Origin of the sequence: Rothia endophytica (genome assembly GCF_039543885.1) — a bacterium.
Classification (GTDB): Bacteria; Actinomycetota; Actinomycetes; order Actinomycetales; family Micrococcaceae; genus Rothia; species Rothia endophytica.
This window is the reverse complement of the sequence record NZ_BAABKP010000001.1, coordinates 1,235,833-1,250,467: the sequence shown is the minus strand read 5'-3', so window position 1 is coordinate 1,250,467 and position 14,635 is coordinate 1,235,833. Positions and strand designations below refer to the sequence as shown.

The following is a 14,635-nucleotide window of genomic DNA, read 5'->3' as shown; positions in this document are numbered from 1 at the left end:
CAAACGCCTTAACTAATGCCGTAAAGATGAGCTGGCACACTAAACTTGGGGTGGCAAACCCAGCACGTTAGCAAGGAAGTTCACACCATGAGCAAGCCCTTCCCCTCAGACCTCGAAATCGCGCAGGCCGCGCCCATGCAGCCGATTACAGAGATTGCAGCATCAACTGGCATCAGCGAAGAGCGCTTAGAACCTTACGGCAAGTATGTTGCCAAAGTTCTTCTGGACGAAACAACCACCGCTGAGAACGCTCTGAAGAAGGGCTCCAAGTACATTGTGGTCACTGCTGTAACCCCCACACCCCTGGGCGAAGGAAAGACCGCTACTTCTGTTTCCCTGGCTCAGGGTATGGCTCATATTGGCAAGAAGGCAACGCTGACCCTGCGTGAACCGGCTCTCGGCCCGGTCTTTGGTGTCAAGGGCGGCGCATCGGGCGGTGGCTACTCGCAGATTGTCCCCATGGAGAAGCTGAACCTGCACCTAACCGGTGACTTCCACGCCATCACCAGCGCGCACAACCTACTTTCAGCCATGATTGATAACCATCTGCACCACGGCAATAAGCTCAACATTGACGTCCGGAATATCTCCTGGCGCCGCGTGATGGACATGAATGACCGCTCCCTGCGCAACATCATCGTGGGTCTGGGCGAACGCATGGACGGCGTGCCCCGCGAGACCGGCTTCGATATCACCCCTGCCTCCGAAGTTATGGTTATTGTCTCTCTGGCTTCTAGCTTTACAGACCTGCGTGAGCGCCTAGCCCGCATCGTGATCGGCTACACCATGGATGGTGGGCCTATCACTGCTCAGAACCTCAGGGCTGACGGCGCCATGGCAGCCCTTTTGCAGGATGCCTTCAACCCTAACCTCCTGCAAACCTTGGAGCACACCCCGGCACTGATTCACGCCGGTCCCTTCGGCAACATCGCCACCGGTAACTCCTCGGTAGTCGCTGACTATGTGGGACTAGAACACTCCGATTACGTGATTACCGAAGCCGGCTTCGGCGCCGACATGGGTGCTGAACGTTTCTTCAACGTCAAGTGCCGCACCTCAGGTCTCAAGCCCAACGCCGCCGTCCTGGTGGTCACTGTGCGCTCACTCAAGTCCCACTCGGGCCTCTATAAGATTGTTCCCGGCAAGCCCCTGCCCGAACGAATGTTGCAGGAGTCACCCGCTGACGTTAAGGCGGGCGCCGCAAACCTGGTGAAGCACATTGAGATTGTTCGGAGCTTTGGTGTTCAGCCGGTTGTTGCTATCAACGCCTTCCCCAGCGACTTTGACTCCGAGCACGAGGCAATCCGTATGATTGCTGAAGAAGCTGGCGCTCGCGTGGCCATCCACCGCGGTGTGGCTGAGGGTGGTGCTGGCGTAACTGAGCTGGCTGAGGCTGTTGTTGCTGCCTGTGATGATGTTAGCGATCTGGTCTACACCTATGAGGACTCTGACTCACTGTCAACCAAGATTGAGAAGGTTGCAAAAAGAGTCTACGGTGCTGATGGTATCGAGGTTGCCCCCGCTGCTGCTCAGCAGCTGGCTAAGTTTGAGGAGCTGGGCTTCGGCCACCTGCCGGTGGTTATCGCTAAGACCCACCTGTCCATTTCATCAGATGCTTCCCTCAAGGGTGCGCCCACCGGCTGGACGCTACCGGTTCGTGAAGTGCGTCTGGCTGCTGGAGCTGGCTATGTGTACGCTATCTGCGGCACGATGCGCACCATGCCCGGTTTGGGCGCTTCGCCATCTGCTGAGCGCATCGGCTTTGATGAGGACGGCCAACTGGTAGGTCTCTTCTAAGCCGCTTTTTAACCTAAAGTTATAGCAAAAAGGACGCCGGGAGTAAGCCCCGGCGTCCTTTCAACCTGTACTACCAGCCTCTGGCTTCCCACTCATCAAGGTTGCCACGGTCAGCGCCCAGGGTGGTGTGCTGACCGTGACCGGGGAGCACTACGGTGTTGTCGTCGAATACGCTGAAGATTCTCTCGCGCACATCATTCAGCAACTGCTTGAAATCAGCAGGGGTGTCGGTCTTACCGACACCGCCGGGGAAGAGAGAATCGCCGGTGAAAAGAAGCACCGGGGTGCCGTCATCCTCAGGCTCCTGGTAGACCAGGGCGATAGAGCCGGGAGTATGGCCGCGCAGGCTAATTACCTCAAGGGTGATGTCGCCAAAAGTGAGGGTTTCACCGCCCTGTAAGAGGTGCGCGACCTGTACATCTTCTTGCTCAAGGATGGAAGGAGCGTCAGCTGCACCGCAGTAGGTTGCGGGGGAGTAGGTTGCAACCGCGGTGGGGAGTGCCCGTATATGGTCCCAGTGCGAATGGGTCGTGATGAGTGCTTCTATACGAGGGTCGCCCTGCTCGCGGAGCGCGCCTGCACCGTCCTCACCGGCTGCAGCCAGCACGAAGGTGTTGATGCGCTCAAACTCGTCAGCAGCATCAATTAATACCTGTCTGCCATCACTCTTAGCGGTAATGAGATAGACGTTGTTCTCCATCTCCGAGACCGCGAGTGAACGAACGGAAACGGTGGCAGAGTCAAAAATTAGTTTTCCAGCTTCAGTCATACTCTCATGGTAGATTCCAAGAGCTACAAAGAATAGAGCGAAAGCCTAGCAATCTCTCACAGAGATTAAAAGAAACCCAGGTGTCCCCACGGGGCAAACCTACAATGGACCTATGCCTTCTAATCCGGTCGGTGCCCCTTTACCCCAGAACGGCGTGCCCACCGTTTTACCCGGTGCCTGAAGTTTTCTCGCTTGGACGGTGGGCGATGTGCTGATGCCGATGCCTCCTCCACTATGGGCTTGCAGGCCATCACCCTCGCTGAGGATTTTATGCCACCAGCCTAAGACTGAACGGTGCCCAACGTGCAGACACAGGATGCGCCTGGGGTATAGAATATATATTCGAAACCCGCAAACGATAGGTGAACTATGGCAGGATCAGCCCCACAAAAGACTAAGCAGGATCTCTCACACATCCGCGTTCAAGGCGCCCGTGAGAACAACCTTAAGAACGTGAACCTGGATATTCCGCGCGACGCCATGGTCGTCTTCACCGGACTGTCCGGTTCAGGTAAGTCATCCTTGGCTTTTGACACCATTTTCGCCGAAGGTCAGCGCCGCTACGTAGAGTCACTGTCCTCCTACGCCCGTATGTTCCTGGGCCAGGTGGATAAGCCCGATGTTGATTTCATTGAGGGCCTGTCACCGGCTGTTTCGATTGACCAGAAATCGACCTCCAAGAACCCGCGCTCTACCGTGGGTACCATCACCGAAATCTACGACTACATGCGCCTGCTCTGGGCGCGCGTGGGGCACCCACACTGCCCTGTCTGCGGTGAGGAAATCTCTAAGCAATCCCCCCAGCAAATCGTGGACATCCTCATGGGCTACCCCGAAAAGACCAAACTTCAGGTACTGGCGCCGGTAGTGTCAGCCCGAAAAGGGGAGTTCGTTGACCTTTTCAAAGAGCTGAGTAATCAGGGCTATTCCCGCGCCAGGGTTGATGGGGAGACCATCCAGCTGCAAGACGCCCCTAAGCTCGAAAAGCAGTACAAGCACACCATTGAAGTGGTTGTTGATCGTATTGCCATCAAAGAAAGCGTGCATCAGCGTCTCACCGACTCAGTAGAGACAGCCCTCGGCCTGGCTGATGGTAAAGTCCTGATTGATTTTGTGGATGTCGACCCAGCAGCAGCTGACCGAACCCGCAGCTTTAGTGAAAACCTGGCTTGCCCTCAAGGGCATGCACTGCAGGTGACCGAGATTGAACCTCGTGCCTTCTCCTTCAACTCTCCCTTCGGAGCCTGCTCAGCTTGTGACGGTATTGGGTCTAAGCTCCAAGTGGATGAAGACCTTATCATCCCCAACCCGGACCTCTCACTTGCTGAAGGCGCTATCACCCCCTGGTCCCAGGGTAAGTCAACCAGTGAATACTGGCTGCGGCTACTAGCAGGTCTAGGCGACGAACTGGGCTTTGAGCTCACCACCCCCTGGAAGAACCTTCCCGCCAAAATCAAAAAAGCAATCCTGCACGGTAAGGACTACAAAGTCACCGTTGCCTACAAAAACCGTTTTGGTCGTGAGCGCCGCTACACGTCGGGCTTCGAAGGAGTCTACGGCTATATCAAGCGTAAGCACGAAGAGACCGAATCTGACTGGTCTAAAGACCGTTATGAGCAGTACATGCGCAACGTGGCGTGCGAAGCCTGTAACGGAGCGCGTCTTAACCCCACCATTCTGGCCGTCAAGGTGGGAGGTCACTCGATCGCCGATGTCACCGAGATGCCCATGCGTGATGCCCTCTCTTTTGTGCGCTCGCTGTCCCTTAGCACTCGCGAAGCGCAAATCGCTGAGCTAGTGCTCAAAGAGATTGACGCCCGCCTGCAGTTCCTGCTGGATGTAGGCCTGGACTACCTCAACCTGGCGCGCTCTGCTGGCACCCTCTCCGGCGGTGAAGCACAGCGTATCCGCCTGGCTACGCAGATTGGATCGGGTTTGGTAGGCGTCCTCTACGTGCTCGACGAGCCTTCAATTGGTCTGCATCAGCGTGATAACCGCAGACTCATCGAAACCCTCACTAAGCTACGCGACATGGGCAACACCCTGATTGTGGTGGAGCACGATGAGGACACCATGAAAGAGGCAGACTGGATCGTGGATGTTGGCCCCGGCGCCGGTGAACACGGCGGCGATATCGTGCATTCTGGCACCTATACCGAGCTGCTGGCCAACAAGAGATCCATCACCGGTGACTACATGGCGGGGCGAAAGAGCATCGAGGTGCCGACACAACGTCGCCCCATCGATAAAAAGCGCACCATCAAAGTGGTGGGTGCCCGCGAAAATAACCTCAAAAACGTTGATGTTCAGTTCCCCCTGGGCGTCCTTACCGCGGTGACCGGTGTTTCAGGTTCAGGCAAATCAACCCTGGTCAACGACATCCTCTATACTTCTCTTGCTAACAAGCTCAACGGGGCTAAGCAGGTTCCCGGGCGCCACAAGACCATTACAGGTCTTGATCAGTTGGACAAGATTATTCACGTGGATCAGTCACCCATTGGGCGCACTCCACGTTCCAATCCGGCTACCTACACGGGCGTCTTTGACCATATTCGCAAGCTCTTTGCTGAGACCAACGAAGCTAAAATGCGCGGCTACCAGCCCGGAAGGTTTAGCTTCAACGTGAAGGGCGGTCGCTGCGAGGAATGTTCCGGTGACGGCACTCTCAAGATTGAGATGAACTTCTTGCCCGATGTTTATGTTCCCTGTGAGGTTTGTAAGGGCAAACGCTATAACCGCGAGACTCTAGAAGTGCACTATAAGGGTAAGACTATTTCGGATGTCTTAGAAATGCCCATTGCTGAAGCGGCAGAGTTTTTTGCAGCCTTCACTAAGATTGCTCGCTACCTGGACACTCTGGTAGACGTGGGCTTGGGGTATGTTCGTCTGGGGCAGTCAGCAACTACCCTCTCGGGCGGCGAGGCCCAGCGCGTCAAGCTAGCTACCGAGCTGCAGAAACGGTCCAATGGCAGGTCAGTCTATGTGCTGGATGAACCGACAACCGGTCTTCACTTTGAGGATATCCGCAAACTGCTGGTGGTCTTGCAGAGTCTGGTTGATAAGGGCAACACGGTCATCACCATTGAGCACAACCTGGATGTTATCAAGAGTGCCGACTGGCTGATTGATATGGGGCCTGAAGGTGGTGACGGCGGCGGTACCGTCATTGCTACCGGCACACCAGAGGAGGTCGCTCGGGTGGATGGCTCTCACACAGGGCGTTTTTTAGCGGAAATGCTCACCTCGTGATACTCAGTGCTACCTAGCCCCTTTTCGCCATGAATTTCGCGAAAACGGGGGTATGCTAAACAGGTAGACCGGTAGTCACCCGGCTAGTTATCGTCGGCAGTAGGTCACGCACGTCAAGGAGTTCTCCCATGTCCCTGAAATACAAGGCAACCCAAAAAAGTATTGAGGGTTTGTTGAGAACTGTGTTTCGTGCTCGCGTGACCGGGCTTGAAAACTTTCCCAAAGAGGGCCCGGTCATTGTGGCCTCTAATCACTTGGCTTTCCTGGACTCGGTGATTATCTCAGCGCTCATGCCCAGGCGTGTGGCTTTTCTCGCCAAAGCTGAGTACGTCAATTCCCCGGGCGTCCGCGGCAAACTGATGAAGACCCTCTTTCAGGTCATCGATATTATCCCGGTCAACCGAAGTGACAAGAAAGAGTCCATGAAAGCGCTTGATAAGGCGCTTGAAAGGCTCAACGACGGTAAGGTTTTCGGCATCTACCCCGAGGGTACTCGTTCCCGTGACGGCTACCTTTACAAGGGAAAGATTGGGGTAGCCTGGTTGGCTCATATGACCGGGGCAACGGTGGTTCCTGTCGGTTTAATCGGTACTGATAAGATTCAGAAGCCGGGCTCCAATATGGTTTATCCTCACCGTTTTACCGTTCGGGTAGGGGAGCCCATGACCTTTGAAAAGCTCGGCCCAGCGATGAGCGGCAAGCAGCGCCGCGAGACCACCGATACCATCATGGATGCTATTGCTCAGCTCTCCGGCCAGCCTCGCAAGAATGACTATAATGTATCCCCGTCGGCTGAACGCGACAGTGGAGCTTAGAACCCAAGGACGATCACAGTGGCGAACCCTGCAGATTACCGGCCCGAACCGGGGCACATCCCTACCTCACCGGGGGTCTACAGGTTTCGTGACGAGTACGGGCGCATTATCTATGTGGGTAAGGCCAAAAATCTCCGTAATCGCCTCAATTCCTATTTTGCTAACCCCTCGGGGTTGACCCCTAAGACCTATGCAATGGTGCACACCGCAGCATCGGTTGAGTGGACGGTGGTGGGCAGCGAGCTTGAATCACTGCAGCTTGAATACACCTGGATTAAAGAGTTTAAGCCGCGTTTTAACATTGCTTTCCGCGATGATAAGTCCTACCCTTACCTGGCGGTCACACTCAAAGACAGGTTCCCCCGCGCTCAGGTGATGCGCGGTGAGAAAAAGAAGGGGGTTAGGTATTTCGGGCCCTACTCCCAGGCATGGGCGATTCGTGAGACCCTAGATGCCCTGTTGCGTGTTTTCCCGGTTCGCACGTGCGCTACAGGGGTCTTTAATCGGGCCCAGGCTTCGGGTCGGCCCTGTCTACTGGGCTATATCGATAAATGTTCTGCCCCCTGTACCGGCAAAATCTCCATGCAGGATCACCAAGCGATTGCTGAGGAGCTCTGCCGTTTCATGGCGGGGGGCGCAGAAAAATATATTGCTCAGCTGACCGGTGAGATGAAAGACGCTGCTGCCGACTTCGACTTTGAAAAAGCGGCTCGACTTCGCGATGATATTGAAGCTCTTACTAAGGTCTTTGAACGCAATGCAGTGGTGCTTTCAGATTCCGTGGACGCTGACCTCTTCAATTTTGTGGAAGACGATCTTGAGGCAGCGGTCCAGGTGTTCTTTGTGCGCGGTGGCCGAATCCGTGGTCAGCGGGGATGGATTGTTGAAAAGGTTGAAGATTCAACCCCTGAGGCGCTGACCGAACAGCTACTTGCTCAGGTTTACGGCGAAGTTGCCGCCTCGCTGGCTGCCGGAACTACGGCGTCCGAGCAGCGTTTCAATGAGCATGAAATTCCTAAAACCATCAATGTCCCTGTGCTTCCCGATAACCAGCACCACCTTGAGCAGTGGCTGACCGGTGTACGCGGTGCCAAGGTGACTATTAGCGTGCCGCAACGCGGTGAACGGGTTGAGCTGATGAACACCGTGCAAGAAAACGCCAAGCAGGCGCTTGCCCTCCACAAAACGCGCAGGGCAGGAGACATCACCACGCGCTCAGCATCCCTCGTCGAGTTGCAAGAGGCCCTTGAGCTGCCTGATCCTCTCATGAGAATTGAGTGCTACGACATCTCCCACACTCAGGGGACCAATGTGGCGGCCTCCATGGTGGTCTTTGAGGATGGTCTGCCGAAGAAGGGGGATTACCGCAAGTTCACTATCACTGGGGATGCAGCACGTGATGATACAGCCAGCATGTATGACGTGATCTACCGCCGATTTAGGCGCTATCTCACGGATGAAAAGAAGCTGCCTGGCGAGCAGAAATCTGGTGAGATTGACGCTGACCGTCTTGATGCCATAGAACCCGCTAAATTTGCTTACCCACCGAATCTCGTGGTGGTGGACGGCGGGCAACCCCAGGTCAATGCCGCGGCGGCAGCACTGGCAGACCTGGGTATTTCCGATATCTATGTGGTGGGTATTGCCAAGCGTCTTGAAGAGCTGTGGTTGCCGCAGGATGATTTCCCCGTTATTTTGCCCCGAACCTCAGATGCTCTCTATCTGATTCAGAGAGTGCGCGATGAGGCCCACCGTTTTGCAATCACCTTTCACCGCACCAAACGAGGTAAAGCAATGGTCGCTTCTGCCTTAGACGGCGTTGATGGGCTGGGACCAGCTAAACGGGAGGCACTTATTAAGCATTTTGGTTCGCTGAAACAGCTATCACAGGCTTCCGAAGAGGCACTTCAGGAGGTCAATGGGGTCGGACCAGCTATGGCGGCTAAAATTCGTGCTCATTTTGAAGAACAGAGAGCAACACAGCAGCCGGGAAAAGCTGAGATACCGCAGGGCGGGATTAATGTGACCACCGGTGAGGTGCTAACAGACTAGGCAGCCTGATGCCGGCAGGCAAATCACTGGTGTTGCTCCCAGTTCTTGACCGGTGCGGTAGGCTTAAAACCGAGTGAGTCGTTCACAAAAGAAAAGGCAGAGCATGTCCCTCCTGAACGCTGATGAGGCTTCGAAACCGCAAATTTTAGTGATTACCGGCATTTCGGGTGCTGGGCGTAGCACCGCCGCCAATACCCTCGAAGATGAGGGCTGGTACGTCGTCGATAATATCCCACCCCAAATGCTTGAATCCTTGGCTGAGCTTGTCAAAAAGTCACCAGAGACCATGCCCAAGTTGGCTGTGGGTATCGATGTGCGAGCTCGCCGGCTCTTAAGCGATCTTCCGGCTGCGATTAACAAACTGCGGGCATCCGATGTCAATTTTTCCATGCTTTTCTTGGATGCATCAGATAAAGATATTATTGCCCGGTATGAGGCTCAGCGCCGCCCTCACCCCCTACAGCAGGGTGGTATGGTCGCAGATGCTATAGCTCGGGAACGTGAAATCTTCTCTGAACTGCGGGATGCAGCTGACTATGTCATTGATACATCCGGTTACAACGTCCATCAGCTGGCCAAGAAAATCCGCGAGACCTACGCCCCCGATAACGAGCGGCTCATGCGTATTACGGTTATGAGCTTTGGCTTCAAATACGGAACGCCCACCGATGCTCACTACATGGCTGATATGCGCTTTATACCTAACCCTCACTGGGTGCCAGATTTGCGCCCGCATACCGGTAAGGACGCCCCTGTACGAGACTATGTCTTTGGGCAGGCTGGCACTGAGGAATTCATCGAAAACTATATCCGCGCGCTACGACCTGTTATCGAGGGCTACCGTAGGGAAGGCAAACTCTACGCAACCTTCGCTATCGGTTGCACCGGTGGTAAGCACCGTTCCGTGGCGGTTTCAGAAGAGATAGCCCGCCGTTTAGAGCAGCTTGATGATGTCATTATCAATATTCGCCACCGTGATATGGGGAGGGAATAATGGCTGAATCTACCACGGCTCGACCGCCTGAAACCAGTCTTATCCCCGTCATTGGTAGCGGCCAAAGGCGGTCGGTTAAAGTGACTGCGCTGGGGGGTGGGCACGGCCTATCGAGCTCCCTCTCTGCGCTCAAACTGGTAACGGGGTCGCTCACCGCAGTGGTGACGGTAGCCGATGACGGAGGTTCATCTGGCCTGCTTCGTCAGGAGATGGATGTGGTACCGCCAGGTGATTTGCGCATGGCGCTCTCAGCGCTCTGTGATGATACTGACTGGGGCCGCACCTGGCGTGATGCGATGCAACACAGGTTCAGCTCTTCTAAGGAGGGCGTCCCATCCAGCCTTGAAAATCATGCCTTGGGTAACCTCCTGATTGTTACTCTCTGGCAGTTACTTGATGACTGCGTGGCGGGTTTAGACTGGGCCGGTGCTCTTCTCAATGCTCGCGGCAGGGTGCTACCCATGGCTGAAATACCCATGGTGATTGAGGGAGAAGTTCTTTCTGTAGACGGTGACGGCCAGCCGGTTCGTGAAACCGTACGGGGGCAGGCAAAACTAGCTAAGGCTGGAACCATTGAGAACGTGCGTCTGTTACCTGAAGATACCGAACCCTGTGCTGAGGCGGTAAGAGCTGTTGAAGAGGCCGACTGGGTGGTCCTGGGCCCCGGCTCTTTCTACACCTCCTTGTTGCCCCACCTTCTTCTGCCGGGTTTGCGCGACTCTATTATGCAGACGAGCGCCCAAATTTGCCTGGTGATGAACCTGGACCTTAACGCAAACGAGACCCGGGGGATGACGGCTGCCGAGCACTTGCTCGTTTTGCGTGAATACGCTCCAGAAATTAGGGTTAACACTGTGATTTCTGACCCATCGACTGTTCAAGACAAAAAAGTTTTTGAAGATGCTGCAAGCGCGGTGGGTGCTAAGGTCTTGTGGGCTTCAGTGAGTGAAAGCGATCAGCCGGGTGTGCATGATCCGCTGAAACTCGCAGCAGCCTACAAACAAGTTTTTAAACACTGATCGCAGATCACACGTTGCGCCCCTGAACTGGGGGCCATTGATATTTGGAGGAGAACCGTATGGCCCTGACGGCTTCGGTTAAAGAAGAACTCGCACAGTGTGAGGCTAGCCGTTCATCGGTGCGTAAAGCAGAAGTAGCCACGATCTTGCGATTTACCAACGGTTTACACCTGGTAGCGGGAAAAATAGTGGTGGAGTCCGAGGTTGATTTAGAGGCCACGGCTGAGAGGCTACGTTACAACATCTCTGAGATGTATGGGCATCAGGCTTCTATCACTGCAGTGTCTGGCGGCGGTCTGCGCCGCGGTGGGCGTTTTGTAGTGCGCGTAGACCAGGGCGGCGAGGCCCTGGCACGCCAAACCGGTCTCTTGGACGGGCGGGGTCGTCCGGTCAGAGGCTTGCCGCCGGCTGTCGTCAACGGCTCTTTGTCTGACGCTGAAGCGGTCATGCGCGGCGCTTTCTTGGCTCATGGCTCCCTTACCGAACCCGGCCGTTCTTCGGCCTTAGAGTTTACTTGCCCGGGTGCTGAAGCTGCTCTTGCACTGGTCGGCGCCGCTCGCCGTCTTGACGTGATTGCTAAGGCTCGTGAGGTCCGCGGAGTGGACCGTGTGGTCGTCCGCGACGGTGAGACCATTAGCCTTCTCCTTGAACGCATGGGCGCTGTTGATGCGCTCGATAACTGGCGCGAGCGTCGAGCCCGGAAAGAAGTACGCGCTACTGCTAATCGCCTAGCTAACTTTGATGACGCAAACCTGCGCCGCAGTGCCCAGGCCGCTGTTGCTGCCGGCGCTCGTGTTGAACGTGCTCTCGAAATTCTGGGGAATAAGGTACCTGAACACCTGCGCTACGCTGGCGAACTGCGGGTAGCCCACAAGCAGGCTTCGCTCGATGAACTCGGTAGGCTTGCTGACCCGCCGATGACCAAGGATGCTATTGCTGGTCGGATTCGCAGGCTTATCGCGATGGCAGATAAACGAGCCCAGGAGCAGGGTCTTCCCGGCACAGAGTCCACCATTCACGGTTATTAAGTAAACGTGCACGAGTTAAGTCGCCGGGGTTCTCCTGATGTGCAGAGCGTCGGCGTCTCTTGTGAGCAAAAATGGTGAGTCACCAGCCGACAGCTGACTTTAACGACCAGGCTTCATCCATGACCCTTGTGTGGCTTTATTTGGTTTTGTGAGGTTATATAAGTGCATTTTCGGCATTTTTCTCTTCAAGAACCCGTTTATGTGTGAAATTGATGCAATATTTGGCAAAATACCCCAAAAATCACCGGTAAAAACGACAGAAACACACCAAAACTCACATAAACAGGGTAGGATGTAAGAGAACCGGACGGGAGCTCAATAGCTGAGCTAAGCATGGTCAAGGCCATCACAGTTCGGCTGGGGGAGCCGCAAGGCAAACCCGTCCATGAATGTCACTTAACTGTATCTAGGAGTTTGATTTCAGTGACTGTACGCGTAGCAATTAACGGCTTCGGCCGCATCGGCCGCACCTTCTTCCGCGCAGCTCAGCAGCACGGCGAAGGTTTCGAGATTGTAGCAATCAACGACCTGACCGACGTTGCAAGCCTGGCTCACCTGCTCAAGTACGACTCAATCATGGGTCGCTTCGACGGTGAAATTGCTGTTTCAGAAAACGGCCTGACCGTCAACGGCAAGGAAATCAAGGTCCTCGCAGAGCGTAACCCCGCTGATCTCCCCTGGGCAGAGCTGGGCGTTGACGTCGTTCTCGAGTCCACCGGCTTCTTCACCGATGGTGAGAAGGCTAAGGCTCACATCAAAGCTGGCGCTAAGAAGGTTATCCTCTCAGCACCCGGTAAGAACATCGATGGAACCTTCGTCATGGGCGTCAACGACGACCAGTACGATTCAGCTTCAATGAACATCGTTTCAAACGCATCATGCACTACCAACTGCCTGGCACCCATGGCAAAGGTACTGAACGACAAGTTCGGTATCGAAAAGGGTCTGATGACCACCATCCACGCTTACACCGCTGACCAGCGCCTGCAGGATGCCCCTCACTCAGACCTTCGCCGCGCACGCGCAGCAGCTCTGAACATGGTTCCCACCTCAACCGGCGCAGCAGCAGCTGTTGGCCTGGTTCTGCCCGAGCTCAAGGGCAAGCTGGACGGCTTCGCTGTTCGCGTTCCCACCCCCACCGGCTCCATCACCGACCTCACCATCGAAACCTCACGCGAGGTTACCGTTGAAGAAGTTAACGCAGCCATGAAGGAAGCAGCCGAGGGTGCTTTCAAGGGCATCATCAAGTACAACGAAGAGCCCATCGTATCTAAGGACATCGAAGGTGAAGCTATCTCCACCGTATTCGATGCTCCCCTGACTAAGGTTATTGGTAACCAGGTCAAGGTTATTGCTTGGTACGACAACGAGTTCGGTTACGTTTCACGTCTCGTTATGTTCACCAACAAGGTTGTCGCAGCTCTCTAAGCTGTAAAAAACTAAATTGTCTTGAACATAAGACACTAGCTACGGGTTAGCGAACGGGCATACTGGTGATGTATGCGGTTCGCTAACCCGTGCTGTATCAGCCTACATATGGTAGGCATTACCCAAACTTTCCCTTAGAGGAGACAAAATATCATGGCTAAGACCCTTGAAGACCTGATTGCTGGCGGCGTTGCTGGCCGCCGCGTGCTCGTTCGTTCCGACCTCAATGTACCTTTGGCAGATGGCAAGGTGACCGATGACGGTCGCGTGCGCGCATCCCTGCCCGTACTCAAGAAGCTGACCGAGGCTGGCGCGCGCGTTATTGTAACCGCTCACCTGGGCCGCCCTAAGGGCAAGGTCGATCCTCAGTACTCCCTCGCACCTGCTGCGCAGCGTCTTGCCGAACTGGCTGACTTCCCCGTAGCAATCGCCACCGACCTGGTGGGCGATGATGCCAAGGCTAAGGCTGAAGCTCTGGCTGACGGTGAGCTGCTGGTCGTTGAGAACGTACGTTTTGATGCTCGTGAAACCTCAAAGGATGAGGCTGAGCGCGCAGAGTTCGCAGCTGAGCTGGCTGCTCTGACCGGTGATAACGGCGCCTACGTCAACGATGCTTTCGGTGCTGTTCACCGCGCACATGCGTCTGTCTTTGATATTGCTAAGGTTCTGCCTGCCTACTTGGGCGACCTAGTGAAGACCGAGGTCGAGGTCCTTGAGAAGACCCTCAACAACCCGGAGCGTCCTTTCGTGGTCATCATGGGCGGCGCTAAGGTCTCCGATAAGTTGGCTGTCATTGATAACCTCATCGGCAAGGCTGACTCCATCCTGATCGGTGGCGGCATGGGCTATACCTTCGCTGTTGCTCAGGGCTACAAGGTTGGCACCTCCATCCTCGAAATGGATCAGGTAGAAACCTGTAAGCGTTACCTGGCAGAAGCAGCAGAGAGGGGCACTGAGCTGGTCACCGCTCTGGACGTTGTCTGCGGCGATGATTTCTCGAATGACGCTAACTTCGAAATCCGTCCCATCGAAGATATGGAAGGCGGCGAGCTGGGCGAAAAGGCTGACGGCCTGGACATCGGACCCAAGACTCGTGAACTCTTCGCAGAAAAAATCGCCGGTGCTAAGACTATCTTCTGGAACGGCCCCGTAGGTGTTGCAGAGTTCCCCAACACTGCACACGGCACCAAGGCTGTAGCTGAAGCTATTGTTGCTAACAAGGACGCTTTCAGCATCATCGGTGGCGGCGACTCAGCAGCAGCAGTGCGCAACCTGGGCTACGCAGATGAGCAGTTCGGCCACATCTCCACCGGCGGCGGCGCTTCCCTGGAATACATTGAGGGTAAAACTCTTCCCGGTCTGGACGCCCTGGGCGCCTAAGGCCTGTCAACGGCGGGTTATCGAAAAATAGCCTACCCTTGCCACACTTTCACCAAATTTTTCAAACTGTGTACCTTTGGTGCACTCATCCCAGACACAATGGG

The 14,635-nt window shown here is 55.2% G+C and carries 10 protein-coding genes; 9 read left to right on the top strand and 1 reads right to left on the bottom strand.

Translation table 11 applies throughout. From position 1 onward, the window contains the following. The first annotated feature begins 87 nt into the window (after positions 1 to 87). Entirely contained in the window at positions 88 to 1,797 is a 1,710-nt protein-coding gene (locus ABD982_RS05645; protein ID WP_345445447.1) for a formate--tetrahydrofolate ligase, read from the top strand. Positions 1,798 to 1,867: 70 nt separating this feature from the next. Here the strand turns inward: ABD982_RS05645 and ABD982_RS05640 are convergent, their stop codons facing one another. Continuing rightward, complete coding sequence (locus ABD982_RS05640) at positions 1,868 to 2,566, bottom strand: MBL fold metallo-hydrolase (protein WP_345445445.1); 699 nt, start codon at positions 2,564 to 2,566, stop codon at positions 1,868 to 1,870. Positions 2,567 to 2,935: 369 nt separating this feature from the next. On the opposite strand from ABD982_RS05640, the gene uvrA reads away from it, so the two are divergent. The 8 genes from uvrA to ABD982_RS05600 all read left to right on the top strand — a co-directional run bounded on the left by uvrA (position 2,936) and on the right by ABD982_RS05600 (position 14,531). Beyond that, on the top strand, positions 2,936 to 5,815 hold the full coding sequence (gene uvrA, locus ABD982_RS05635) for an excinuclease ABC subunit UvrA (RefSeq protein WP_345445443.1): 2,880 nt from the start codon (positions 2,936 to 2,938) through the stop codon (positions 5,813 to 5,815). A 128-nt stretch (positions 5,816 to 5,943) separates the two neighbouring features. After that, entirely contained in the window at positions 5,944 to 6,630 is a 687-nt protein-coding gene (locus ABD982_RS05630) for a lysophospholipid acyltransferase family protein (protein ID WP_345445441.1), read from the top strand. Positions 6,631 to 6,648: 18 nt separating this feature from the next. Further along, positions 6,649 to 8,682, top strand: coding sequence for an excinuclease ABC subunit UvrC (gene uvrC / locus ABD982_RS05625; protein WP_345445439.1), 2,034 nt, complete (start codon positions 6,649 to 6,651; stop codon positions 8,680 to 8,682). 103 nt (positions 8,683 to 8,785) lie between these two features. Then, complete coding sequence (gene rapZ, locus ABD982_RS05620) at positions 8,786 to 9,676, top strand: RNase adapter RapZ (protein ID WP_345445437.1); 891 nt, start codon at positions 8,786 to 8,788, stop codon at positions 9,674 to 9,676. Further along, positions 9,676 to 10,695 (top strand): gluconeogenesis factor YvcK family protein, encoded by a 1,020-nt coding sequence (locus ABD982_RS05615; RefSeq protein WP_345445435.1) that lies wholly within the window; start codon positions 9,676 to 9,678, stop codon positions 10,693 to 10,695. The genes rapZ and ABD982_RS05615 overlap by 1 nt, the downstream gene beginning before the upstream one ends. 59 nt (positions 10,696 to 10,754) lie before the next feature. After that, positions 10,755 to 11,723, top strand: coding sequence for a DNA-binding protein WhiA (whiA, locus tag ABD982_RS05610; protein ID WP_345445433.1), 969 nt, complete (start codon positions 10,755 to 10,757; stop codon positions 11,721 to 11,723). A gap of 423 nt (positions 11,724 to 12,146) precedes the next feature. Next, positions 12,147 to 13,151 (top strand): type I glyceraldehyde-3-phosphate dehydrogenase, encoded by a 1,005-nt coding sequence (gene gap / locus ABD982_RS05605; RefSeq protein ID WP_345445432.1) that lies wholly within the window; start codon positions 12,147 to 12,149, stop codon positions 13,149 to 13,151. Positions 13,152 to 13,304: 153 nt separating this feature from the next. Then, entirely contained in the window at positions 13,305 to 14,531 is a 1,227-nt protein-coding gene (locus tag ABD982_RS05600; RefSeq protein WP_345445431.1) for a phosphoglycerate kinase, read from the top strand. The last annotated feature ends 104 nt before the right edge of the window (positions 14,532 to 14,635 follow it).

Excerpts from the sequence above, each read along its gene's own strand:
- ABD982_RS05645 (WP_345445447.1), top strand. The coding sequence starts at position 88 with ATGAGCAAGCCCTTCCCCTCAGACCTCGAAATCGCGCAGGCCGCGCCC.
- ABD982_RS05640 (WP_345445445.1), bottom strand. The coding sequence starts at position 2,566 with ATGACTGAAGCTGGAAAACTAATTTTTGACTCTGCCACCGTTTCCGTT.
- uvrA (WP_345445443.1), top strand. The coding sequence starts at position 2,936 with ATGGCAGGATCAGCCCCACAAAAGACTAAGCAGGATCTCTCACACATC.
- ABD982_RS05630 (WP_345445441.1), top strand. The coding sequence starts at position 5,944 with ATGTCCCTGAAATACAAGGCAACCCAAAAAAGTATTGAGGGTTTGTTG.
- rapZ (WP_345445437.1), top strand. The coding sequence starts at position 8,786 with ATGTCCCTCCTGAACGCTGATGAGGCTTCGAAACCGCAAATTTTAGTG.
- ABD982_RS05615 (WP_345445435.1), top strand. The coding sequence starts at position 9,676 with ATGGCTGAATCTACCACGGCTCGACCGCCTGAAACCAGTCTTATCCCC.
- whiA (WP_345445433.1), top strand. The coding sequence starts at position 10,755 with ATGGCCCTGACGGCTTCGGTTAAAGAAGAACTCGCACAGTGTGAGGCT.
- ABD982_RS05600 (WP_345445431.1), top strand. The coding sequence starts at position 13,305 with ATGGCTAAGACCCTTGAAGACCTGATTGCTGGCGGCGTTGCTGGCCGC.